At 55.1% G+C, this 24724-nt stretch carries 15 protein-coding genes; 2 read left to right on the top strand and 13 right to left on the bottom strand.

The window, feature by feature from the left end; all coding sequences use genetic code 11:
- Window positions 1-582: 582 nt before the first annotated feature.
- From NYE69_RS05905 to xylA, 11 genes are all read right to left on the bottom strand, one after another.
- On the bottom strand, window positions 583-1902 hold the full coding sequence (locus NYE69_RS05905) for a glycoside hydrolase family 125 protein (RefSeq protein WP_340925086.1): 1320 nt from the start codon (window positions 1900-1902) through the stop codon (window positions 583-585).
- A 33-nt stretch (window positions 1903-1935) separates the two neighbouring features.
- Window positions 1936-5181 (bottom strand): alpha-mannosidase, encoded by a 3246-nt coding sequence (locus NYE69_RS05900; protein WP_340925084.1) that lies wholly within the window; start codon window positions 5179-5181, stop codon window positions 1936-1938.
- Window positions 5182-7482: a glycoside hydrolase family 3 N-terminal domain-containing protein gene (locus tag NYE69_RS05895; RefSeq protein ID WP_445744754.1), complete on the bottom strand. Its 2301-nt coding sequence runs from the start codon at window positions 7480-7482 to the stop codon at window positions 5182-5184. It lies immediately after the preceding gene.
- Between the two features lie 526 nt (window positions 7483-8008).
- Window positions 8009-8926: a carbohydrate ABC transporter permease gene (locus NYE69_RS05890; RefSeq protein WP_036626610.1), complete on the bottom strand. Its 918-nt coding sequence runs from the start codon at window positions 8924-8926 to the stop codon at window positions 8009-8011.
- A gap of 25 nt (window positions 8927-8951) precedes the next feature.
- A complete protein-coding gene (locus NYE69_RS05885; RefSeq protein WP_340925081.1) occupies window positions 8952-9881 on the bottom strand; it encodes an ABC transporter permease in 930 nt (309 codons plus the stop codon).
- 88 nt (window positions 9882-9969) lie between these two features.
- Entirely contained in the window at window positions 9970-11460 is a 1491-nt protein-coding gene (locus NYE69_RS05880; RefSeq protein ID WP_340925078.1) for an ABC transporter substrate-binding protein, read from the bottom strand.
- Window positions 11461-11674: 214 nt separating this feature from the next.
- The gene (locus NYE69_RS05875; protein ID WP_340930292.1) at window positions 11675-13213 is read right to left on the bottom strand and encodes a response regulator transcription factor; all 1539 of its coding nucleotides are present in this window, start codon (window positions 13211-13213) and stop codon (window positions 11675-11677) included.
- On the bottom strand, window positions 13206-15029 hold the full coding sequence (locus NYE69_RS05870; protein ID WP_340925076.1) for a cache domain-containing sensor histidine kinase: 1824 nt from the start codon (window positions 15027-15029) through the stop codon (window positions 13206-13208). The genes NYE69_RS05875 and NYE69_RS05870 overlap by 8 nt, the downstream gene beginning before the upstream one ends.
- Before the next feature lie 1501 nt (window positions 15030-16530).
- Window positions 16531-17016, bottom strand: a complete 486-nt coding sequence (gene tnpA / locus NYE69_RS05865; protein ID WP_340925074.1) for an IS200/IS605 family transposase — start codon at window positions 17014-17016, stop codon at window positions 16531-16533.
- Window positions 17017-17216: 200 nt separating this feature from the next.
- Window positions 17217-18713 (bottom strand): xylulokinase, encoded by a 1497-nt coding sequence (gene xylB / locus NYE69_RS05860; protein WP_340925072.1) that lies wholly within the window; start codon window positions 18711-18713, stop codon window positions 17217-17219.
- A gap of 116 nt (window positions 18714-18829) precedes the next feature.
- Window positions 18830-20146, bottom strand: coding sequence for a xylose isomerase (gene xylA, locus NYE69_RS05855; protein WP_340925070.1), 1317 nt, complete (start codon window positions 20144-20146; stop codon window positions 18830-18832).
- A gap of 251 nt (window positions 20147-20397) precedes the next feature.
- On the opposite strand from xylA, the gene NYE69_RS05850 reads away from it, so the two are divergent.
- Window positions 20398-21576 carry an ROK family transcriptional regulator gene (locus tag NYE69_RS05850; protein WP_340925068.1) on the top strand — a complete coding sequence of 393 codons (1179 nt, stop codon included), beginning with the start codon at window positions 20398-20400 and terminating at the stop codon, window positions 21574-21576.
- A 204-nt stretch (window positions 21577-21780) separates the two neighbouring features.
- Here the strand turns inward: NYE69_RS05850 and NYE69_RS05845 are convergent, their stop codons facing one another.
- The gene (locus NYE69_RS05845; protein ID WP_326043877.1) at window positions 21781-22593 is read right to left on the bottom strand and encodes a formate/nitrite transporter family protein; all 813 of its coding nucleotides are present in this window, start codon (window positions 22591-22593) and stop codon (window positions 21781-21783) included.
- A gap of 210 nt (window positions 22594-22803) precedes the next feature.
- Between NYE69_RS05845 and NYE69_RS05840 the strand changes: the two genes are divergently transcribed.
- Entirely contained in the window at window positions 22804-22959 is a 156-nt protein-coding gene (locus NYE69_RS05840; RefSeq protein WP_340925065.1) for a hypothetical protein, read from the top strand.
- A 385-nt stretch (window positions 22960-23344) separates the two neighbouring features.
- Here NYE69_RS05840 and NYE69_RS05835 read toward each other — a convergent pair whose 3' ends face one another.
- On the bottom strand, window positions 23345-24511 hold the full coding sequence (locus tag NYE69_RS05835; RefSeq protein WP_340925063.1) for an HD-GYP domain-containing protein: 1167 nt from the start codon (window positions 24509-24511) through the stop codon (window positions 23345-23347).
- Window positions 24512-24724: the final 213 nt, after the last annotated feature.

Here is a 24724-nt window from a genome sequence, read left to right as displayed (position 1 = left end):
TCGAGTCTGATCAAGTCTGAACGAGTCTAATCGAGTCTAATCGAGTCTGATCGAGTCTGATCGGGTCTGATCGAGTCTGATCAGAGTCCGGTCGATCCGGTCCGCCGGCTTGCGTCTCTTCCTAGCAACGGAACCTAGCACCGGGTTTTCCGCACTAGCGTTGCGTTGCATTAACTTTTGCTCAGATTTCCTTAAAAGCTTAGGCTTTCGAATCGATACGGACGCCCTTCGGAAATCTAACGGTTGCAGCAGCGGCTATTTCGCAAAAAAAGCCCTTTTCCAAATTTTAACGGTTGTCAGCGTCGTTAATTGCCTGAATCCAAGCAAAAATGGCCGTTTTAAGCGAAATAAGCGCCATGGCAACCGTTACAATTTGAAATCAACGTTTTTTGAACAAATAGCGCTTGTGGCAACCGTTAGAATATTTGTTCCAACACGTTCCCCCCGATGCGCCCTATAGATATGGCTACAGATATGGCTACAGATATGTCCTACAGATATTTCCTACTGATATGTCTACAGACATCCCCTACTGACATCCCCTACTGACATCCCCTACTGACATGCCCAGCGGACACGCCCCTACAAAATGCCTTCCTGCATCGCCTTATACACAAGCTGCGAGAACAGGCTGTTCGACCAGGCGAACCATTTGCGCGTGAACGTGTTCGGATCGTCGGCGTGGAAGCCTTCGTGCATGTAGCCCGTGCCGGCGTCGGTCGCTTCCAGCATCGCGATCATCTCCAGCTTTTCTTCCTTCGTCCGCGCCGTCAGGCCCTGCATCGACAAGGCCATATGCCAGATATAATCCTTCGGCGTGTGCGGGCTGCCGATGCCTTTCGCCGCTTTGCCTTCGAAGTAAAACGGGTTTTCCTTGCTCAGGGCAAAGCGTCTCGTGTTCTGATAAACCGGGTCGTCCGCGCCGACATAACCGAGATACGGAATGGACATCAGGCCCGGCGTGCCGGCATCGTCCATCAGGCAGTAGTTGCCGAAGCCGTCGGTTTCGTACGCATAAATCGGGCCGAATTCCGGGTGGCGGTAAATACCGTACAGCTTAATCCCGTGATCGACTTCGAATTCCAACTCCTTGAGCTCGGCCAGGAAATCCATGTCGCGGAACACCCATTCGGCGAATTCCTGCATCTGGCGCAGCGCGACGACGGCGAACATGTTGCCCGGGATGTTGTAATGGAAATCGCAGGCATCGTCGCTGGAGCGGAAGCCCGACCAGATCATCCCGGTGTAATTGACCGGCATGCCGAGACCGCCGTTCCGCAAGGAATCGGCCGGTATCCCGTTGTTCCGGGTGAACCGGTATGGCGACTGCTCAAAATGGCGCTGCTCGGTTTTGAACAGCTCGTAGATTTTCCGCATCGCCGCTTTAAAGCCGGCATCGAAAATGTCGGTCAGCTCGGTTTCTTTCCAGTAAGCATACGCGAGCCGGACGACGAAGCAGAGGGAGTCGATTTCAAATTTCCGCTCCCACACCCAAGGCGACATTTCCGTTTCGTCCGTCGTATTCCAGTGCCAATCGTTGGCCGATTCGTTAAACGCGTTGGCGTACGGGTCGATATGGACGTATTGGATATGACGCTTGATCAATCCGCCGATGATCCTCTGCAGGTCGGGGTCGTTTTTGGCCAGCGGCACGTAGTGGATGACCTGTTCCACCGAATCGCGCAGCCAGGAGGCCGGAATATCCCCGGTGATGACGAAAGTCGTGCCGTCGTCCATCAGCTTGGTCGTCGTTTCCAGGGTGTTCGGGAAGCAGTTTTTGAACAGCTGCAAAAGCTTCGGACGAAACGCAAGCTTCACTTCGGCTTCGGCCAGCACATCCTGAACGGCCTGCGGCAGCTCCAGCTTCGGCATCGGGATTTTCGGGAGTCTAAATTGTTCCATGAACACTCTCGCTCCTTTAATGGTCTGGTTTATTCATCCGTTGATTTTAATCGTCTTGATCTCGTACGGAGCAAAATCGAGCCGGATCCGGCCTTTATCAACTGCCAGCGGCTCAAGCTCCCGTTCGAGCGCATTCGATACGTACACGCTGCTGTACGGCTGGTTCCAGCTCAGCTCCACGCGTTCGCGGCCGCCGGCGGATTCGTAGAACCGCAGGATAACGCCGCTTCCGTCCTCGGCCGGTTTCACCGTATCGAGCACGACATGCTCGCCGGTAAAGCCGATCAGCGATTGCGCGGGCGGCAGTGTTCCCGGATGCGCCTCTTCGGCAAGGGCCGCCGGGACAACGTTCAGCTCAGCCGCAGCACGTACCGTATGCGCTGTCTGCCAATCGCCGAGGTGGGGGTACAGTGAATACGTGAACTCGTGTTCGCCCAAATCCGCCGTGACGTCCGGCCATTTCGGCGCGCGCAGCAGGGACAGGCGGATGATGCTGCCCTGAACGTCATAGCCGTATTTGCAGTCGTTCAGCAGGCTCACGCCGTAGCCCCGTTCCGATACGTCCACAAAACGGTGCCCGCATACTTCGTACTGCGCCTGCTCCCAGCTCGTATTGCGGTGCGTGACGCGCTCAAGCGCGCCGAACGGAATTTCGTAGGTCGCTTTGTCGGTCACCACATCGATCGGGAAACCGACCTTCAGCAACTTATGGGCTTCATTCCAGTTCACCTTCGTCTTGAAATCGATCCGCCGGTCATGATGATACAGGATCAGCTCCTGCGTGATGTCCGACTGGCCGATCCGCCAGCGGAACTGCAGCACATCCTTGACCTTGCCGCGGGCTACGAGCCGGCTTTCCAGCAATTTCGCCTGCCCGGCCGGCTGCTGCTCGTAGCGGCTGTCGATGTCCCAGGCGTCCCACAGCGTTGGGCGGTCATGGAAAAAGTGGAAGCGGTTCGCCGCTTCGCCCGGTTTTACGATTTCACGGTCCGCCGCTTTGTCCCATAGGCTAACAATCTCGCCGCGCTCATTAAACGTTAAGCGGTAGTGGTCCGTTTCCCAACGGTCGGTGAACATCCGTTCCTTGGCGGCCAGGCCCTTCTCCTGCAGGATCTGGCCGACGGCAGCGAGGATATCCGCCTTATCTGCTTTATCCGCCTTATCCACTTTATCCGCCTTATCCGCCCCTCCGTCTGCCGCTCTTCCAGCCGGCGCCCCTGCCAACGTGTCCGCTTCACTTCTCAGCCAAATCGTCTTGTAGCCGAACGCCGGAACCTCCGGCACGCGCACCCAAGCCGCCTCGGCATTTCCGCCCGCTCCCGGCTGCAAGTCAAGCGCAAGCCGCGCGCCGTTTTCGTCATAGGTGGCGACGGAGCGGCCGAAGCCGTGCCCGGAAATCTCGATCACCGCGTCGCGGGTCCAGCCGAGGCTGTTAAACACGACGTAGGGCTTGCCTTCCCCCGCCGTGGCGATCTGCCCGGCCAGCGCTCTCAGGCCTTGCCGCAAACCGGAATTCCCTTTGGCGAAAATTTCCGCGTATTCTTTTTCCGACGTTTCGTACGCTTCCGTAATTGCCGAACCGGGGATGATGTCATGGAACTGATTCAGCAAAATCAGCTTCCAGCCATCATGCAGCACGCTTTGCACCTCGCGCTGACGTTCCGCCGCCAGCGACGAGGGCGCCAGTGACGAAGCCGCCAGCGTGTTCCAGACCTCCGCTTCGCGGTACAAAATCTCCGCTTTCCGGTTGTTCCGCTTGTTGCGGCCATGGGTCGTGTACGTTCCGCGGTGCAGCTCCAGGTACAAGTCTCCGTGCCATGACGGAAGCTGCGGCTCCGCCGCTTCAATCCCGGCAAAAAACGCCGCCGCCGTGCTGTATTCGCCGGCCGGCTGGCCGACCATCAGCCCGGAGCGGTCGATGTACTCCAGCATTTCGCGGGTAACGCCGCCTCCGCCGTCGCCGTGCCCGTACAGCAGCATCTGCTCGGGATGCACGGCTTTTTGCCGGTAAGACTGCCAGTGATCGTGCACGTCTTTCGGCAGCGTATTTTCGTTAACGCCGTGGTTCAAATATGACAACATCGGCGTGCCGTCGATCCCGACCCAATGGAACAGGTCGTACGGGAACACGTTCGTATCGTTCCAGCCCAGCTTCGTCGTCATAAAATAGCGGATGCCGCCATGCCGCAAAATCTGCGGTAAAGAAGCGCAGTAGCCAAACGTGTCCGGCAGCCATTCGATGTGCGAGGTTTGGCCGAACTCCTCCAGGTAGAAGCGCTGCCCGTACAGCATTTGCCGCATCAGCGACTCGCCGCTCGGCAGGTTGAGGTCGGGCTCGACCCACATGCCGCCGACCAGTTCCCAACGCCCTTCCTTGATTCTCGCCTTGACCCGCTCGTACAGCTCGGGGTCGTTGTCCTTCAAGTAAGCAAACAGCTGCGGCTGGCTTTGCGCGTACCGGTACTGCGGGTATTCGCGCATCAAAGCGTCGACCGTCGCGAACGTGCGGCTCGCTTTCCGCACCGTCTCGCGCGCCGGCCACAGCCAGGCGATATCGATGTGCGACTGGCCGATCATATGGATCAGGCCTTCGGCGTTGCCGCCGATCGCCTTGACCCGCTCCGCCAGCCGCCGCTCGATTTCGGCGATCCCCCCGCCATCTTGAATCGCATCAGGATCAAGCGCCGCAAACTCGTCCATCGCGGCGTGCAGCGCCTCGATCAGCCGCGTGCGCCGCATATCCTGCTCCGGCAGCAGCACAGCGGAATCGCGGATCACGGTCGCCGTGTACATCAGACTCTGCACCGGACGGTTGACCAACACCAGCTTGCTCTGGATCGAAGAAATCGGCGGCTGAATGACCGCCTGCCGGTTCAGCGGATCGACCGGCTCCGGAATCGGATCAAACAGTTCGATTTCAAGCTGAAGCGGACGATTCCCCCGCTCCCGGGGCAAAGTCACAAAAGTATGGTTCCGGTCGAGACCTTGATACGACTTTCCGTCGATTCTCAGCAGCCCTTCGCCCCCGGAAGCAAATACGAGGCCGGCATGGCCGCCCTGCCAGCGGTCCGGGATCGTTAACTCGTTCCTAAAAAAATACGTTGTTCCCTGCGTGCTCGGAAACCGTTCCAGCCCTTGGCCTTCCGGATAGCCGGTTTCCTCGGTGTATTTTCCGGGAACCAAATAGGCCGACTTCGTGATCTTCCAATTGCGCAATTCGATTTGCTCCAGCCATGCCGCGTCCGACAGTTCCCGAATAAAACGTCTGATCCGTTCCATCTAACATGAACCCTCCCGCACAAAAAACTTGGCGCCCAGCGTATCGTTTACGTTTTTGCCCACATGAACATGGAATTCTCCTGGTTCGACCACCGGCTTGTAGTCAGGACCGATATATTGCAGTTCCTCCGCGCCGAGCGTAAACTCGACCCTCCGGGTTTCCCCCGGAGCAAGCCACACCTTGCGGAATCCCTTCAGCTCCTTCGCCGGTCTGGTCACAGTGCTGGCCACATCGGTGATGTACAGCTGCACGACCTCCGCCCCGGCGCGCGCACCGGTATTCGTGACATCCACCGTCACTTTGACCGTTTCACCCGGCAAAATCGCCTCCGGCTGAACGGTCAATCCGGCATAGCTGAATTCCGTGTAGCTTAACCCGTACCCAAACGGGTAGCGCGGCTGCGAATCGTCCTCGAGGTATCTTTTGCCCCGTGAACGTTTGCCGTTGTAATACACCGGAAGCTGCCCGACATGCTTCGGAATCGAGATTGTCAGGCGTCCGGACGGGTTCACATCGCCAAACAAAATGTCGGCCACGGCGTGTCCGCCCTCCTGCCCCGGATACCACGCCTCCAAAATGGCTTCGGCATGCTCGTCGACCCACGGCTCGGCGATCGGCCGCCCGTTAAAGTAAACCACTACCAGCGGTTTACCCATTTTGTGGATTTCCTGAATCAACTCGAGCTGCACCCCGGACAATGCCAGCGACATGCGGTCGATGCCTTCGCCGCAGTCCATGTCGCTCCAGGAGTTCCCGGTCACCTTCGAGGCTCCCGTTTTCAAGTCGATGCTGCCTTCGCCGAAATCGCGCGCGCTGGAGCCCCCGACGACCATGACTATGGTGTCCGCCTGCTCCGCGCAGGCCAAGGCGGTTTCGAAGCCTTCCCGGGCATCGCCTCTAATCCGGCAGCCCGGGGCGTACAGCACTCGCTCCGGCGCAGCCGCCAGCTTGCCACGGATGCCGCCGAGCACGGTGGTCACCTTGGACTGCGGCTGCGGCGAGGTGTAGTCACCGAGCTGGTTGTAGCCGGCATCGGCGTTGGGGCCGATCACGGCGATTTTCCCGGCGTCCGGGGATAGCGGCAGCACGCCGTTGTTTTTCAACAGCACGATGCCTTCGCCCGCCAGCTTGCGCGCCAACGCCATATGCTCCGCGCTGCCGATCACCCGCTCCGCCCGGTCCGGGTCGCCGTACGGGTTCTCGAACAAGCCCAGCCGGAATTTCAGCGCCAGCACGCGGCGAACCGCCCCATCGAGCACCGCTTCCTCCAGCTCGCCGGAACGCACCGCTTCCAGCAGATGTTTGCCGAACATTTCGCCGGACATTTCCATATCGATGCCCGCGCGAATCGCCTGAACGGCTGCGTCCCGGCCGTCCGCGGCCACATCGTGGCCGGAAGCCAGCATGTCGATCGCGCCGCAGTCGGTGATGACCATGCCGTCAAACCCCCACTCGCCGCGCAGCACGCCGTCCAGCAGTTCCTTATTGGTCGTGCAAGGCACGCCGTCGATTTCGTTGTAGGCCGGCATGATCGATGCCGCTCCCGCCTGCACCGCCTTGCGGAACGGCAGCATATCCACCTCCAGCAGCTCGCGCCGCCCCATATGCACCGGGCCCGCGTTGCGGCCGCCCTCGGAGCTGCCGTAGCCGACGAAATGCTTGAGCGTCGCGGCCACGCTGTCGGCGCCGTCCAGGCTTTCGCCCTGCAGCCCTTCCACCGCAGCCACGGCCATCTCGCCGATCAAATAAGCGTCTTCGCCGAAGCATTCCTCGGTCCGGCCCCAGCGCGGATCGCGCACGACGTCAAGGACCGGCGAGTACGTGACCGCGCCACCTTGGCTGCGCGTCTCCCGGGCCACCGCCCGGCACATCTCCCGGTACAGGTCCACGTTCCAGGTGCTGCCGAGCGACAGCGGCACCGGGAACACGGTCGCGCCGATCGCCATATGGCCGTGCGAGCATTCCTCCCCGATCAGGATCGGGATGCCGAGCCGCGAGTGCTCGATCGCGTAACGCTGGATCGCGTTCACGGCCTCCGCGCCCTCGCGTGGCGACAGGCCGGTTTCGAGCGTGACGCCCGTCCACGGGTCGGCCCGCAGCACGCCGTACAGCGAGCCGATGCCGCCGTTTTTTACCTGCTCTTTAAACGACTCCGTCAGCCGGATCTCGCCGTTCACATGCTCGTAGGTTTGCCAGCCAAACGGCTGAACCAATTGCCCAACCTTCTCTTCCACGGTCATCAGCCCAAGCAGATGTTCGACCCGTTCCGGGATCGGCTTCGTGCTGTCTTTGTAAAGCAAACGCTCCACCTCGCTTAATTTTAAATGTGTGTTAAGAACAAAAAATGTCGCTATATCGGCAATATCAGTCCATTTGCGATAAATAGGGGACATTTATGCCGCTATTTTCCTCCATCGCAAGAAAATGACTGCGTTCTGGCCCATTCATAGGAAAATAAGTACATAAAATGCCGCTAATGGACCTGAGCACGCTAGGCTCCGCATAATAAGCACATAAAGTGTCGCTATTTTGATGTCCGATGGTCAGTCGTTCCGGCAGCCATTCTAGCTCTAGCCGGCTATCAAGCACCGATTTCTATATAAGCTGAACTATTGATTGTACGGATCAGGGCAGCCGTGTGAAATGTTCTTACGATCGCTGTTGTTCGCGGATTTCTATTGATTTTATAGATTCCAACAAGGAAGAAATCCGCTCACAAAGGCGACCACTGCCGTTTCTTCAGAATCATTTCACACTCTTGCCTAACTTCCGTATTTCTTTAGTTCAACATGTATAGGTCGGGCCGGTTCCTGGCCTCTATTTGTCTTATTCTTTAACGGCCCCAACCGTAAGCCCCTGTACGAAATAGCGCTGGAAGAACGGATAGGCGAAAATAATCGGCAGCGTCGCCAGCACGACCATCGCCATGCGCGCCGTGTCCTGCGGAATCGACGACAGCGCCTGCAAGCTCAGCGAGCTGTTTTGCGAGTTTTGCTGAATGAACTGGATGCTCGATTCGATCCGCATCAGCATCGATTGCAGCGGCACAAGGTTCGGATTGTCGATGTACAGCAGGGCGTTAAACCAGTCGTTCCAGTAGCCCAAGGTGCTGAACAGGCCGATCGTGGCCAGGCCCGGCAGCGACAGCGGCAATACGATGCGCAGGAAAATGTAGAAATCGCCCGCCCCGTCGATCCGCGCCGATTCGATGACCGCTTCAGGCACGCTGGTGCTGTAGAACGTGCGAAGAATCATGATATAGAAAGCGTTCATCGCCAGCGGCAAAATGAGCGCCCATAGCGTATCCTTCAGGCCCATGAGTTGGGACACGACCATATAAGTCGGAATCATCCCGCCGTTAAACAGCATGGTCACGATCGCAAACACGGAGAAAAACCGCCGGTAGCGGAAGCTTTTCCGCGAAATCGCGTAAGCGTACAGCGCGATCAGCACCAAGCTGAGGATCGTGCCCGCCACGGTAATCAAAATCGTCACCCCGTAAGAGCGGAGCAGCGAGTCCCCGCTTTCGAACACGAAACGGTAAGCCTCCAGGCTCCATTTGGCCGGAAACAACCGGTACCCGTCCGTGGCCAGCGTTTTTTCATCGGTAAACGAAATAATGACGACGAACAAAAACGGAAATACGCACATGAAAGAAAATAGGCCCGCAATCAGGTGCAAAACCGCGTTCCATCCGCGCGAGACATGATGAAAATCCTTGTGTTTTCTAACAACCTCCGCCATAACCTGACACTCCTTTCAGCTTGATTTAGAATAGGGCGCTGTCTTTGTCGATTTTGCGCACAATGAAGTTGGAAACGAGGACGAGCACAAAACCGACGACCGATTGATACAGCCCCGCCGCCGTACTCATGCCGATTTCCCCGGTCGTTTTCAAACCGCGGTACACGTAAGTGTCGATGACGTTGGTCACGGCGTAGAGCGTCCCGGAATCCCTCGGCACCTGATAGAACAAACCGAAGTCCGCGTAAAAGATCTTGCCGACCGCGAGCAGCGTCATAATAATGATGATCGGAGAAAGCAGCGGAATCGTGATGTTGCGGACCTGCTGCCATTTGCTCGCCCCGTCGATCATGGCCGCTTCGTACAGCGATTTGTCGATGCCCATAATGGAAGCCAGGTACACAACGCTGTTGTAGCCGACCATTTTCCACAAATTGACGAACACCAATATATACGGCCAATACTTCGCCTCCGAATACCAATTGATCGGTTCGGCGCCGAACCAGCCGAGGATTTGATTGAGCATCCCCCGGTCCATGCTCAAGAAGCTGAATGCAAAGTAGCCGACGATAACCCAGGACAGGAAATACGGCAGAAACATCCCGGTTTGATACACTTTGGCCATCACTTTGCCGGCCAGCTCGGAGAGGATGATCGCCATCGCCACGGACAGCACCAGTCCGATAAAAATAAAAGCAAGATTGTACAGCAGCGTGTTGCGCGTAATGGTAAAAGCGTCGTCCGTCATGAACAGGAACTTGAAGTTGTCCCAGCCGACCCATTCGCTTTTGGCCAGGCTGGCCCAGAAGCCTTCGCGGCTGAAACGGTACTGCTTGAAGGCGGCCACGGTGCCGACCAGGGGGAGATATGAGAAAAAGAAAAACCAAACGGCCCCCGGCAACACCATAAATAACATGACTTTGTTTTTTAGCACGTTTTTGAAAAATGCGGCCATCTTTGTGTTCCCCTCCTGTCTACATCATGAAAAAAGATCGGGCGCAACGTTCACCCGCCCGATCCTCAAATGTTCAGTTTCTGGAATGTTACTTGTTGCCCGCAGCTCTCCAGGCGTCTAGCTGCGCTTGGGCTTCGGCCATAACCTTGTCAAGACCCGCCTCTTTGAATTTTTGAATCGCTTTCGGAAGATATTCTTCCGGATCGACGGTCCCGGTCATCAGCGATGCCCAGAACTGCTCCTTCACGTTTTGCACGGCGGTCATTTCGGTAGCCACTTTCGTGCTGTCGAAGTTGAAGCTAAGGATCGGCGAATTGACGCCGGATGCGTTAAACTGCTTGAATTGCTCCCATTTGTCGTCGGGATCGTTCGGGTTCAAATAGAGCAGCATATTGTTGCCCAAGGAATAAGACGGCATATCGTAGTTTTTCGATTCGTCCAGGTTTTCAATATGCTTGTCGTCGACTTTCTTGTAGTGCACGCCTTCGATCCCGGAGTCGATCATGTTGCGCAGCACCGGATCGGTATTCAGCAGGTTCAGGAACTCCATCGCTTTCTCCGGATATTCGGAGTTGGCGGAAATGGCCATGATCGAGCCTTGCACCGACGTATTCGTAACGATAGCGTCGCTCGCCGGCGTGGATACGACAGGGTATCCGTAGCTCGCCGACCAAAGGTTGTCGGCCAGCGGCTGGGTTTGCGCGCGGTCCATAAACCATTTGCCGGAAGTCATCAGATCGCTGGTCGAACCGGTCGTGGCCGCTTCAGGCGCCACATAACCCGCTTTATAATATTTGTGCATCGTTTTCAGGGCTTCCTGCATTTCCGGAGTTTCCAAAATGTTCACGATTTTATAATCCGTGGTGTCGAGTTTCACGGCCATCGGCAGATTTTGAATTACATAATCGTATGGAACATAAGGAACATAGTTTTTATCCATCGCGAACGGGGTTACGCCCGGCTCGTTTTCCTTAATCGTTTTCAAAAGCGGCTCGATGCTGTCCAAGGAACGCATATTGGAGATGTCCAGCTTGTATTTGTCCAGCAGGTTTTTGTTAAAGCGCCATACTTCTTGCTGCGGAAGCTCTTTGTTGGCCGGAATGCCGTAGTTGTGGCCGTCGACCTTGGAGCCTTCCAGGAACGCCGGATCGATCGTGTTTTTCAGGTCCTTTCCGTATTGCTCAAGCAGATCGTCGAGCTCCATGAACGCGCCTTTTCTGGCATTTTGCACATAATCGAAGCCGCCGGCGGCGGTGAAAATAATGTCCATCGGCTCCCCGGAAGCGACGTTAACCTGCATCTTTTGCTTATAGTCGCCCCAGTCGATCATTTTCATCGTAACCGTGGCATTGATTTTTTCCTTCGTGTACTTGCTGACTTCTTCCATAACTTTGTCCACGTCTTTTTGCGGAGTGCCGATCGTGTACCAAATGAGGTTTACGGTTTTGCCCGAGTCCCCGCCGGCTGCCGGCGAGCCGCCCTCGGCGCTGTTTTTGCCTCCTCCGCAAGCGCTTAACACAAACACCAGAGCCATTAGCATCGCCAGTGCGAAGGAAAAGCTTTTTTTGCTGTTGCTCATGCTGGATCCTCCCTTTTGAATGATTTCTGTAATCTATCTAATACAACCTTACCGAATGAAAGCCGTTTCAAAAAGAAGCTAAATTTAATAAATCAGGGTACAAATTAAAGAAAAGATCCGCCGCAAAAAATACCCCGGGATAAAGAATGGAATCCCTTACATAAGGAGTTAGTTCCTTTTCTTTACCCCGGGTGTTTTCCCGTTGTATCACATGTTAATGAAGGGCTTTGAAATCGGTGGGCGAGATGCCGACATATTTCCGAAACTGTTTGTAAAAATAACCGATCTCCCAATATCCCACATTGCGGGCGATTTCATGCACCTTCAAATGGGTGTTTTTCAGCTGCTGCTTCGCTTTTTCGATCCGGTATTTATTGATATATTCCGCAAAAGAACCCCCCGTCTCCTTATGAAACAGCTGGCCTAAATAAACGGGGTGGATATGGTATTGCGCGCCCAGCGTTTTCAAGGAAAGCTCGTCGGCATAATGACTGTGGATGTACTCCAGCACCTGGCTCACCACCGGGTTTTTGGCATCCTGCAGCAGCGAGCCGACCGTTTCCTCCGCCACGCCCTGAAGATGCCGCACCAGTTCGGAGAACGCGGCGCTGCCCTGCACCCGGTCCAGCCCTTTGCGAAAAATGTCCGTCTCGTCGGTATGCTTGATTTCTTTTAGCTCCATTTTAAATCTGACGACGAGTTCAAGCGCGGCGTTGTGCAGGTCCTCCGGGCGGATGCCCGGCGTTTGCTGCAGCTCCTCGAAGCCGGTTTGGATCCGCCGCTTTAACCCTTCCGCGTCCCGGGCCAGCATAAGCTTGGCATACTCGTCCCAAGGCAGGGATACGGCGGCGCCGCCCTTATCTGCTTCCAGCGACTTATATTCCATGATCGGCCGCTCCGGATAGATCATAAAATACTCCAACGCCCGTTTGGCCTCTTTATAGCTTGCGGCGCCTTCTTCACACGGCGGAGACCCCTCTGGCCGCAATGGGCAGACTCCGCCGACGCCGATTTGCACCGGTATATTCCGGGCGGCAAGCGCTTCCTTGAGCTCCCGCAGCTTGGCGAGAAAATCCCGCTTCCCTTCGTCTTCGGTCCCCAGCATGCCGATCAGCACGATATCGCCGTCAACGTCGCGGAAAGGCGTAATGTCATTACCCGCTTCCAGAAGCTTGGCCGTTTCCTCAAAAGCTTCATTTTGGCCGCTGCCCGTTCGCAGCACAGCTACGGCGATGAACGGGCCGATTAACGAAAGGTTCAGCAGTTCGGCGCGCTCGGCAAATTCCCTGGCCGCGATCTGTCCGGTCAGCCAGCGGTATAACGTATTGTCTTTGAGAATCTGCACGTCATAAGCGTCGTACAATTCCTCGGACCGCTGGCTGTCCAGTTTTTCCACCGTGTTGCGCAGCGTGGATTCCAGTTCCTCCACGTTGATCGGCTTCAGCAAATAGTTTTCGATGCCCAGCCGCATGCCTTCTTTCAGGTAATCGAACTCATTGAACCCGCTCAGAATGATCGCCTTGAGATCCTTATGCCGCTTGCGCGCCTCGGAAATCAAGGTCAAGCCGTTCATCACCGGCATCGAAATGTCGGTGATCAGCACGTCGGCGGGGGTGGTTTGCAGCGCGTCCAGCGCCTGCCGCCCGTTTTCCGCGTGCCCGACAATCTCCAGGCCGAACGCCGGCCAATCCAAAATATCGTACAGCCCTTCTATGATAAAAGGCTCGTCATCGACAATAAACACTTTATACATTTTCAGCATCCGATCCTTCCCGATTTGGATAACGTACTACAATCGTCGTCCCTTCTCCAGGCCGGCTTTCGATTTCAATCCCGTATGCAGGCCCGTACAAAAACCTTAGCCGGCTGTGAACGCTGCGCAGCCCGAACATTTCCCCCGGCTCTTCCTTGCTCTCCAGCGCTGCGCGGATTTCGGCCAGCCTGCTTTGCTCAATGCCTTTCCCGTTATCTTGAATCACGGCTGTGATAATATCGCCCTCATCCTGAACTCTGACCGTCAAGCGGTTATCGTCCCGGTCGGTTCTGATGCCGTGGACGATGTAATTTTCAATGATCGGCTGCAGCGAAAGCTTCATCGCCGATTTGCCGAATAGGGCGGGATCGGCTACGATCTTGTAATTGAATCTATCTTTATAGCGGATTCTGAACAGCTCCAAGTAAAGCCGGCAGGCCTCCAGTTCGTCTTTCAGGGTGTAGATTTTTTTCTGCTGTACCAGGCTTTTGAACAGCACGGACAAGCTGTAGATCATCTCGCCGACGTCCCTCGCCCCCTGGGAGACGGCCCGCATGCGGATCACTTCCAGCGTGTTGTACAGGAAATGCGGGTTGATCCTGGCCTGAAGCGCCACCAGTTCGGTCTGCTGCTGCTTGATTTCGGCCTTGTACACCCTTTCGATGTATTGATTCAGCTCATCGAGCATCTCGTTGAAGCTGCGGGAGATTTGCCCCAGCTCGTCCTCCCGCGGATCGGCGATCCGCGCCGCCAAATCCCCGCCGCGCACCTTGCGGGTAAACCGGATGATCCCGTACATCCGTTTGGCGAAATTACTGATGAACAGCGAAGGAATCATAATCGCAAAAAAGATGCAGATGATGCTGATGGTGAGAATCGTATTTCTTAGCCCAACGTACGTATCGGCGAGTTCCTGTTTCGGCACGGCGCTCAGCACCGTAAATCCGCCCTGGCTTTGCGTCAGCTTGGTGACGATCGTCTTCCCGCCCAATACGCCGCTGTCGTAAATCGAGTTCAATTGCTCATTGTACGGGTACTTCCGGCCGTAGTAGGTGCCGGAGGAATCGAACAGCACGTCCCCGTTGGCCGAGATGACCAAAATGGAACCTTTCAATTCTTGTTTGTAAAAAGCCATGCTGTTCCAAATCTTGTCCGTATCGAAATAAACGACCAGCTGCCCGATATTCCGCAGCGACTGATTGTTGTTGATCGGCACGCGCACGGAATACATTGGCGTATCCGGCAAGCCCGCCGCTTTGCGCACCCAAATGTTGGCCGCCGCCACGTTTGCGCTGTCCTGCTGATACATGACGTCCGGAACGTACGAGCGGGCGGCGTTGGTGGGGATGATTTTGAACTGCTTGTCGTTGCCAAAGGCATACAGTTGCTGCTGGTCCGCGCTGTACAGCAGCAGGCTGCGGATATCCGGATTATCCTCCACCTGGTTGCGGAAATATATCACCGTATCCGTCAAAGAACTATTCTCCGTATAATAACGATCCAGCCGGTACCGCACGTAATCCTGATACGGGTGCTCCAGGAAATAGGACGTGTTGGAGGCGAGCTCGCTATCCCGGTAAATGTCCCGCACCATCGCCTGCACCGAATTGTATTTCCCGCCGATATAATTGCTTACGCTTTCAATCGCCCGTTTCTGAATATCCAGCTGTCTTTGCACCGCGGACTCCGACATGAATTTGAACATCAGGTAGGAGAACGTAATGATCGTAACGATCGTAATGACCGAAAAAACCAGAATGATTTTCATGAACAAATTGTTTTTGAAATAATTGCGGTAAATGCTGCGGATCATCATGACGCCCCTCCTCCCGCATAGGTCAATTATATCATGCCGAACGGAGCATGTGATTTGCATAACCTGGGAGCGGGCCTGGCCCGGGAGGAGCTTGGCCTGGGAGAGCCTGGCCTGGGAGAGCCTGGCCTGGGAGAGCCTGGACTAGGAGAGCCTGGACTAGGAGAGCCTGGACTAGGAGAGCCTGGACTAGGAGAGTCTGGACTAGGAGAGCCTGGACTAGGAGAGTCTGGACTAGGAGAGCCTGGACTAGGAGAGCCTGGACTAGGAGAGCCTGGACTAGGAGAGTCTGGCCTTGGCGGCTCTAGGCTGCCATCGGCGGACGAGAGGCGCGAGGCCGAGACTGAAATTTAAAGTACATATCGGCGTTGGCGTGATTTTCACGCACCATACACCTGATGAGCTCCCCGCTACCCAGTTGCCCCTTTACCTCTCATTGGAAATATCCAATAGATTGCCGGGGCATCGAGCGTAATTGGGGACTCTCATTGGAAAAATCCAATAGATCTCGACCAAATGGCATTTTCTGCGCCCTGCCACGCTTGATCTATTGGAAATATCCAATCAAACCGCTGTGTCTGCCACTGAATGTCCGTTCAATTGGATATTTCCAATCTGAACAGTCCATCAGGCGCGGAAACCCGCGTCCGGCTTACCCACGGTTAGAAAAACTCCTGACGGCGCACTAGCGTTGCATTAATTCCGACAAGATCCACAAGATACACCTCTAGCCACAACTAATCTAACGGTTGCCACAACCGCTATTCGCTCAAAAAACGTTGATTTCAAATTGTAACGGTTGCCATAGCGATTATTTCACTGAAACCCGGCTCATTTTGCTTAGATTCAGGCAAATAACGCTTCTCACAACCGTTAAAATTTTGAACAGGGCTTTTTTCGTAAAATAGCCGCTGCTACAACCGTTAGATTTCCTTCCTGCAAGCTCAATTTTATTTAGACACCTAAGCCTTTGCGGAAAACCTGAAATGTATCAAGGCAACAAGTTGTCTTGTGCAAGAGTTTGAGTTTATACAACGCCAGTGCTGACGGTGTCCTTTAATGGCGCTGACTTCTATTTTGGAGCGATTGGAGGCTCTTCCTAAACATTGGACGTTGCTCTAACGGACTCCAGCGGCCTTATACACCCATTTCCCGAGAATTTCCCAGCCTAACGGACCCACATGACCCTATTTCGTTCTAAACTCGTTCATCCACGCCGATTTGAGGTAAATAAGGTCATCTGTTTCCGTTACAATTTGCAAACCTCCGTTTTTCCGAAAATAACGGCACTGGTGTCCCTTAGCCCCCCAGATTCTCTTCTCTCCCCCTCTACCTGCGCTTCGCCCCCTACCACATCCGAAATTTTATAAGGTTGAATCAGAACCACCCGTATAACGGGTGGTTTGCTCTGCGGCTGAAAGCCTTTGTTACTGGCCAGCCCTAAAAGGGCATTGAATGGTTCGCCAACCGCACTACTTTTTCGGCTCCCCCTAAAGGGGTTTTTCTATTTCTTCTTTCGATTACCTTTGGTTTCTTCTCCTGTAAATGGATTGATGTATTCCTCCATCGTTATTTGTTCCGCGACGATATCTTCTTGCAGTTGATTGCGGATATATTCTTCTATCACTTTCTTGTTTCTTCCCACCGTATCCACGTAAAATCCTTTGCACCAAAATTTCCGATTCCCATACCGATATTTCAGGTTGGCATGTCGATCAAAAATCATTAAGCTACTTTTTCCTTTTAAATATCCTATAAATCCGGATACACTTAACTTCGGAGGGATACTCACGAGCATGTGTATATGATCCTTACACGCTTCTGCTCCTATAATTTCTACGTTCTTTCTTTCGCATAATTGTCGCAATATTTTTCCGGTATCTTGCTTCAATTTCCCATAAATCACCTGTCGTCTATACTTGGGGGCAAATACTATGTGGTACTTACAATTCCATTTTGTATGTGCTAAACTGTTCACATCAGATGACATCTGTATTCCTCCTATTGTCGATAAATTCGGTTGGCGAACCAAATTTATTGTAACATTAGGAGGAATTTTTTTTGATACATCGCTGTAAGCTCTCCCGAACCATACGCATAGCGTATGGTTTTCTTTTGACAAAAAAACGCCCGTTCCCGAAGGAACAGGCGCCGCTGCAAGCAGACGGGAGGTAAAAACACATATGCACTTTACCCCCGGAATTCCTGCAGCCCTTCATTCAGCGACCGGGTGGCCGCGTAAACTTGCTGGTACAGCTTAAAGAGCCGGGCGTACTTTTCCACGTTGGCCGGGATCGGCTCGTACGTGGCGGCGTAGCCGATAAACGCGTCGGCGCATTCCTTCAGGCTGGCGAACCAGCCGCTACCGACGGCGGCCATCATCGCCGCGCCCATCGCCGGGCCTTGCTCGTTCTTCAGCGCGACGACCGGCTTGCCGAAAATATCGGCCTGCATCTGCAGCCAGACCGGATTTTTCGCGCCGCCGCCGATGGAAATGACGCGCTCAACCGCGATGCCGGCTTGGCGGATCAGATCCAACGACTCCTGCAGGGAGAACGTGATCCCCTCCATGACGGCGCGGGCCAGATGCTCGCGGCGGTGCGTGCCGGACAAGCCGATGAAGCTGGCGCGAATGACGCTGTCCGCGTGCGGCGTACGTTCCCCAACCAGGTAAGGGGTGAACAGCAGCCCCTCCGAGCCCGGAGCGATGCCGCCCACCGGCTTCAGCAGCTCGTCGAAGCTCAGCTCCGGTGCCAGCGACTCCTTAAACCAGCTCAGGGAGTACCCCGCGCCCAGCGTCACGCCCATCGCGTAAAACGCCCCCGGATGGGCATGGTTAAAGAAATGCACCTTGCCGCCGAAGTCTTTGCTTTTGTCCTCTTCGTAAGTTAGGACAACGCCGGAGGTTCCCACGCTGCACAGCGCGTCGCCCTTGCGGACGATCCCCGCGCCAACCGCGCCGCAGGCGTTGTCCGCGCCGCCGCCGAACACCTTCGTCGCCGGGGACAGGCCGGTTTGCGCCGCAAACTCCGGCAGCAGCGTCCCCGTCTCCTCGGTGCTGCCGACGAGCGGCGGGCAAAAGCCTTCCGGAAGGCCAAACGCGGCGGCGATTTCATCGCTCCACTTTCCTTCCGGCACGTTCAGCATCAGCGTTCCGGCGGCGTCGGAGATTTCCATCTGCACCTTGCCGGTCATCCGGTACCGCAAATAATCCTTCGGCAGCACGAAACGCGCCGCTTTGGCGAACAATTCCGGTTCATGCTCCTGCACCCATAAAACCTTCGGCAGCGTAAATCCTTCCAGTGCCGCATTGCGCGTAATTTCTAGCAACCGATCGCCCAGCTTCGCCTCGATTTCCCGGCATTGCTTGGTCGTGCGCGTATCGTTCCACAAAATCGCGTTGCGCAGCACGTTGTTTTGCTCGTCCAGCAGCACCAGTCCGTGCATTTGACCCGAGAACGACACGCCCTCGATGTCCGCCGCCGAAACGCCGCTCTCCTGCAGCAGCCGCTGCAAACAATCAACCGTGCCGTTTACCCATTCCTCGGGATTTTGCTCGCTGTACCCGGGACGCTCCTGAATGAGCGGGTAAGCCGCGGAGGCTTCCCCTTTGATTTCCCCGTCTTGGCCGACGAGCAGCGTTTTGACCGAACTTGTGCCAAGATCGATGCCGATCACATATTTCATCCGTTCGATTCTCCTTTCATATTTCCCCGGCAGGCAGGGGCGTACGACCACAAAAAGGGACGGCAAGCGTCCCTTTTCATACATACTAAGACGGACAAGGCGTCCGGCCACCCTGATTACTTCGCGCTGAAAATATATTCGTTCAGGCGGGCTTTGATCAGTTCAAGATGGTTGGATTTGTTGACGATTTTGCTGTTTTGCAGCGCGTAAGCTTCCAGCGTTTTGAAGTTGGCTTTGCCGGATACGATCTCGGCGCCGATGCCGGTTTTGAAGCTGGCGTAACGCTCATCGAGCAGCTTGTCGAAGAATTTGTCCTCGATCAGCTTGCCGGCCACCTTCAAGCCTTTGGCGAAGCTGTCCATACCGGCGATATGCGCATAGAACAAATCTTCCGGCTCAAAAGATCCGCGTCTTACTTTGGCGTCGAAGTTCACGCCGCCGGAGCCGAGTCCGCCGTTTTGCAAAATTTCGTACATCGCCAGGGTAACGGCATAGAGATCGGTCGGGAATTCGTCCGTATCCCAACCGAGCAGCGGATCGCCCTGGTTGGCGTCGATCGAACCGAGCATGTTGTTGATGCGGGCTACGCGCAGCTCATGCTCGAACGTATGGCCGGCCAGCGTCGCATGGTTCGCTTCCAGGTTCAGTTTGAAATGATCCTGCAGGCCGTATTTTTGCAGGAAGGCAATCGTCGTGGCCGCGTCGAAATCGTATTGGTGTTTGGTCGGCTCTTTCGGCTTCGGCTCGATCAGGAATTGGCCTTTAAAGCCGATTTCTTTGGCGTAATCAACCGCCATGTTGAAAAATCTTGCCAGGTTATCGAGCTCCAAGCCCATATCCGTGTTCAGCAGAGACTCGTAACCTTCGCGCCCGCCCCAGAACACGTAGTTTTCCGCGCCCAGCTCAAGCGCCGTTTCCAGGCCTTTTTTCACTTGCGCCGCGGCGTAAGCGAACACGTCGGCATTGGAGGTCGTTGCCGCGCCGTGGACGTAACGCGGGTTGGAGAACATGTTGGCCGTGTTCCACAGCAGCTTCACGCCGGTCGCTTTCATGCCTTCCTTGATTTTTGCGACGATCACGTCGAGGTTTTCGTTCGATTCCTTCAGCGTTTCGCCTTCCGGTGCAATGTCCACGTCATGGAAGCAGAAGTACGGTGCGCCGAGTTTTTCGAGGAATTCGAAGTTGACTTCCACGCGCACCTTGGCCAGGTCCAGTCCGCTTACGGTTTCCCACGGACGGATCATGTTGCCTTGGCCAAACGGGTCGCTGCCGTTCATCGTCAGCGTGTGCCAATAAGCCACCGCGAAACGCAGATGGTCTTTCATCGATTTGCCAAGCACGACTTCGTTTTCGTTATAATGTTTGAATGCCAGCGGATTTGTGGATTCTGCGCCTTCATACTGGATTTTGTTCACGTTTTTAAAATAACTCACAATAAAGTCCTCCCAACCGGTTTGGTTTTTAAGTAAGCCTTTACATCCATTGGTTTATAAGGAGCATGCTCGCCGTTTCCAGGCGGCATGCCCTGCACAACTAGATCGTATCACGTTCAACTTAGTTTGTCTAGCCAATAAACTAAGTTGTTGTTTTTTGTTGATTTTTCGGGGGACTGTTGTGTATGATGCGTATAAAGTACGTAAATAAGGTATACGGAATATACGCAACGTGACTGTGGAGGAAAAAGATGAAAATAACAGGCGACCAGCAGCTGATTAAAAAAATGAACAAAACGATCGTCCTCGACACGATCCGGCAGCGCCAGCCCTTGTCCCGGGCGGATATTTCCACCGCGATCGGTCTCAACAAGGCGACGGTGTCGTCCCTCGTGTCCGAGCTGATCGACAGCCGGCTCGTCGCCGAAATCGGCCCCGGCGAATCGAGCGGCGGCCGCAAGCCGACCCTGCTGCTGTTCAACCGCAGCGCCGGATACGCGATCGGCATCGATATTCGCGTAAACGATCTGCTGGCCGTGCTCGTCGATTTGGAGGGCAACGTCCTGCAGGAGAAAACCGCCACCCTGGCCGACTCTTCCCCGGACAGCGTGCTGGAGCAAATCCGCAAAGCGATCCGCCAGCTGGCCAAAAAACTGCCCGATTCCGCCTACGGCATCGTCGGGATCGGCATCGGAGTTCCCGGGCTCGTCGACGAGAACAGCCGCGTTGTGTCCGCCCCCAATCTGGGCTGGAACCAGGTCGACTTGCTCGGCCCCCTCGCCGCCGAATTCGGCGCCAACATCCATATCGATAACGAGGCGAACGCCGGCGCGATCGGGGAGAAACTGTACGGGGCCGGCCGGGACGCCCTCAACCTGATCTACTTGAGCATCGGGATCGGCATCGGCTCGGGGATCATCGTGGGCGGGGAGCTGTACCGCGGCACCTCGAATTTCTCCGGCGAGGTCGGCCATATGACCGTGGCCGAAGACGGGCCCCTCTGCCGCTGCGGCAACCGCGGCTGCTGGGAGACCTTGGCCTCCGAAAAAGCGCTGCTGGACCGGGCCGGCAAGCTGTGGGGCCGCGCGGTTCCCGACCTGGAGCAGATCGTCCGGCTGGCCCGCGAGGGCGACCCGAAAGCGGTCCGGCTCCTGAACGAAACCGGCGCCCAGCTTGGCGTCGGTTTGGCCAACCTTGTCAACATCCTGAACCCCGAGCTGATCGTCATCGGCAACCGGCTGTCGCTGGCCGGCGATCTGCTGCAGGAAGCAATGCTCGAAACGCTGGAAAACCGCAGCCTTTCCTATCATCGCAAAAAATCGCATGTCGCCTTCGCCAATCTCGGCATCCGCTCGACCGCTTTGGGCGCCGCATCCATGCCGATCACCGCTTTTTTGGCGGACCCGCATATCGAACCGGCGGATGCCTAGGCACAGGCTTAACATAATCCGGAGGATCCATCATCCTCCGGAGCAAAATTATCTTGAATCACGTATTCTCCGGAGCCTAATAACCTTGAATCACGTTGTCCTTCGCCCGCCTCAAATGCCGCGGCGGCTCCACGGTTTCACGCCTCCCCCGCACCTGCAACCTCCTTTTGCGCTTCGAACCAAATTATTTTCTAGGCAACGAAATCAATGTTTGTCTTGCGGAAGATCGCCTGCCTCCTGGGCATCCAAATAAGGCTTGTTCGCGAAGTAATACATAAAGCCCATCAACATCACCCCGCCGATCAAATTGCCTATTGTCACCGGGATTAAATTGTGAACCACGCCGGCAAAAGAAATCGTCCCCGGATGGTTCAGCACCAGCGCGATGGCGAAGGTGCACATATTCGCGATGCTGTGCTCGTATCCGGAAATGAAAAAACAGAAAACAAACAGCATCATGGCGAACATCTTGGCGCCGTCGCCCTGCAGCGACATCGGGATGAAGAAGGCCAGGCAAACAAGCCAATTGCACAGGATGGCGCGAAAAAACAGCTCAAGGGTAGGCGTGGCCATTTTATGCTCCACAACGCTCAACAGAAAACTGTTGACCGAGGCATCGGTAAACAGGCCCGTCAAATAAATCAGTAAAGCAAAAGCGGCGGCTCCCATGATATTTCCGATATAGCTAAGCCCCCAGAGCCGGCCGACATCCGACCATTTCAGCTTCTTCCTTAACGCGGCAAAGGTATAATAAAACGTATTCCCGGTAAAAAGATCCCCTCCGCCGTAAGCGATCAGAATGATGGCCGCGCCGAACGTAATGGCCGCCATCGGGTATGTAAGCGGAGAATGCTCAAGATAGAAATAGTTGCCGCTTTTGAAGGCGACGATAACGCCAAACCCGATAAACATGCTGGCCAGCATCGCCCTGGCGATATAACGGATTTGACTTTGGCGAAAAATTTTGTACTTCTTGAGTGCCAGCTCTTCCACTTTTAATAACGATTCGGTCTCCATAGCGCCTCCAGTCGATTTCCTTCAATTTTTATATATCTTAATATTTTGTCCGGTGCCGGTCAAAACAAAATCTTAACTACCTAACGCTCCGGGGAATTGTTCCCAGCCGATAGCGTATTTACAACCGGCCGGCAAATATGCATAATGATATCAGGATATGTGATAATGATTATCATTATTAGATAATAGATGGAGGAGCTGAAGGCCGCGATGAGATTATCCGCTCGGAGAAAAACAGCGCTGTGCACCGACGATTACCTCGATTTGCTGAATCTCGCCATTCAACTAGGCGACAAGCAATGGCAAAAGGAAATCATCCGGAAGCTGGAAATGATGCAGGCAGAGACCTGCGACGTTGCGATATAAGGAGTGGTCGTCCGCCGTCGGCGTCATGCAGCGCGACACCGCGCTAAGGGGAAGCCCACGAAATGCAAAAGTGCAGGCGGTTTTCGTCGAAATTCCTCGAAACAGGTGGTTCAGATGTAAAAGTGCATTTCATTTCGGGTCAAAAGCTACTTTTTTATCAGATAGCCCTGAACGAGATGTATTTTTGCATTTCAACCGCTCTAAAACGCAAATTCACGGAAAATAAAATGCATTTTTGCAGTTGATCCCATCGGATCGCCCTTCTTCCTAGTGAAAAACGGCCAACTGCTGGAACTGATCAACGAAGGTAGGTATAAAAAGGAATTAGCCCATCAAAGCAAGAAGCCCCTTTGATCAAGGGGCTTCTTGCTTTGATGATCCTCCGCTACGCCTTGATGGTCTCACCCGCAGTCTCTTCCACCAAGCCGGAAATCACCAGATCGGTTTTGCGCATTAAATCCACTTCGTAGGGGGCGCTTACGAGGCTGCCGTCGGCTTCGCGGATAATTTTGACGACGGGCCGGTGCACCAGACTCGTTTCCAGGGAGGTTACGACCCCCAACTGGCCGCTGCTCAGCCTGACTACGCTGGAGAGAGGATAAATGCTGATATGCTTTAAGTAGGTTTGAATCAGATCGAGGCTGAAATACCGGTCTCCGGCGGCCAGCAAGTATTCGACCGCTTCTCCGGGCGTATAAGCCAGCCGGTAATTTCTGCGGGAGATCAGCGCGTGGTACGTATCGGCGATCGCCACGATTTCCGCATATTCATCGATCTCCCCGTGTTTAAGCCGCGAAGGATACCCCGTGCCGTTAAACCGTTCGTGATGCTGCAGCGCGCATAATGCCGAGCGCGGGGAGACCCCTTCCATCCGGCTGATGATGCGGTGACCTGCCTCCGGATGCAGCCTGACCGCGGCCCGCTCGGCTCCGGTCAGACTGCCGGTGCTGCTAAAAGTATGGGCCGGCAGCTCCGTCATCCCGATGTCGAACAGCAGCGATCCGACGCATAGCTCGAGCATTTCGGCGCCGGCATAGCCATTTGCCAGACCGAGAATAGCCGTATACGCCGTGACGTGAAAAGAATGCTCCAGCAAGTAAGGGTCGGCTCTCTCCAGGCGGAGCAAACCGTCAACCACCTCGTCATGGCGCGTAATCTCATATAAAGTGTTGCGGAACATCCGGCGAAACGGCTCCTCCATCTGCGGGCTCGACGGCCGGCCGATCCCCAGCTCCGCGTCGGCCAGCCGGATCAAGGCCTGCCTCATTTCCTGGCGCTTTTCCCACTTATCTCTGATTTCCTGAACAGGCACGGGAGTGAGCGAGCCTTCGGCGGCTGGCGCAAATTGGAGCTCGGCTTTGGCTGCGGGCCGTTTCTCCTGCGGCTCTTTATTGACGATAAACGCGTCTTTGATCCCCAGTTTTTTTAAACGGTTGATATGGACTTCGTTCAGCGCCGTTCCCGGGCCCAACATGACGATTCCGCGTTGATTCAAAATCGGCTCGGCCAAAACGTCCCCCGGCTCAAGCATGGCGATATGAACCTGTTTCATGGCAACACCTCTTTATTAAACAAGCTAAGCCGGCCAGCAAGCGGCGAAATCCAGCCTCCCTTCAGGTTTCGCTAAATGCAGTCCAGACCACAGAAACTTCCTATTCGACAGATTCAAATTTATCATGGTCATAACAGCCGAGAACATTACCCCAAAGTATACTTTCAGAGCCCGAGTTTTCGACAAGACTATACAAAAAGTCACTATTCCTTT

Origin of the sequence: Paenibacillus sp. FSL R5-0527 (assembly GCF_038008055.1) — a bacterium.
GTDB classification, from domain to species: Bacteria; Bacillota; Bacilli; order Paenibacillales; family Paenibacillaceae; genus Fontibacillus; species Fontibacillus macerans.
The sequence above is the reverse complement of the archived record's forward strand: the minus strand, read 5'-3'. Positions and strand labels throughout refer to the sequence as shown.

What these genes read in the sequence shown, in the direction of transcription:
- NYE69_RS05905 (WP_340925086.1), bottom strand. Translation starts at nt 1,902, where the DNA reads ATGGAACAATTTAGACTCCCGAAAATCCCGATGCCGAAGCTGGAGCTG.
- NYE69_RS05900 (WP_340925084.1), bottom strand. Translation starts at nt 5,181, where the DNA reads ATGGAACGGATCAGACGTTTTATTCGGGAACTGTCGGACGCGGCATGG.
- NYE69_RS05890 (WP_036626610.1), bottom strand. Translation starts at nt 8,926, where the DNA reads ATGGCGGAGGTTGTTAGAAAACACAAGGATTTTCATCATGTCTCGCGC.
- NYE69_RS05885 (WP_340925081.1), bottom strand. Translation starts at nt 9,881, where the DNA reads ATGGCCGCATTTTTCAAAAACGTGCTAAAAAACAAAGTCATGTTATTT.
- NYE69_RS05880 (WP_340925078.1), bottom strand. Translation starts at nt 11,460, where the DNA reads ATGAGCAACAGCAAAAAAAGCTTTTCCTTCGCACTGGCGATGCTAATG.
- NYE69_RS05875 (WP_340930292.1), bottom strand. Translation starts at nt 13,213, where the DNA reads ATGTATAAAGTGTTTATTGTCGATGACGAGCCTTTTATCATAGAAGGG.
- NYE69_RS05870 (WP_340925076.1), bottom strand. Translation starts at nt 15,029, where the DNA reads ATGATGATCCGCAGCATTTACCGCAATTATTTCAAAAACAATTTGTTC.
- tnpA (WP_340925074.1), bottom strand. Translation starts at nt 17,016, where the DNA reads ATGTCATCTGATGTGAACAGTTTAGCACATACAAAATGGAATTGTAAG.
- xylB (WP_340925072.1), bottom strand. Translation starts at nt 18,713, where the DNA reads ATGAAATATGTGATCGGCATCGATCTTGGCACAAGTTCGGTCAAAACG.
- NYE69_RS05850 (WP_340925068.1), top strand. Translation starts at nt 20,398, where the DNA reads ATGAAAATAACAGGCGACCAGCAGCTGATTAAAAAAATGAACAAAACG.
- NYE69_RS05845 (WP_326043877.1), bottom strand. Translation starts at nt 22,593, where the DNA reads ATGGAGACCGAATCGTTATTAAAAGTGGAAGAGCTGGCACTCAAGAAG.
- NYE69_RS05840 (WP_340925065.1), top strand. Translation starts at nt 22,804, where the DNA reads ATGAGATTATCCGCTCGGAGAAAAACAGCGCTGTGCACCGACGATTAC.
- NYE69_RS05835 (WP_340925063.1), bottom strand. Translation starts at nt 24,511, where the DNA reads ATGAAACAGGTTCATATCGCCATGCTTGAGCCGGGGGACGTTTTGGCC.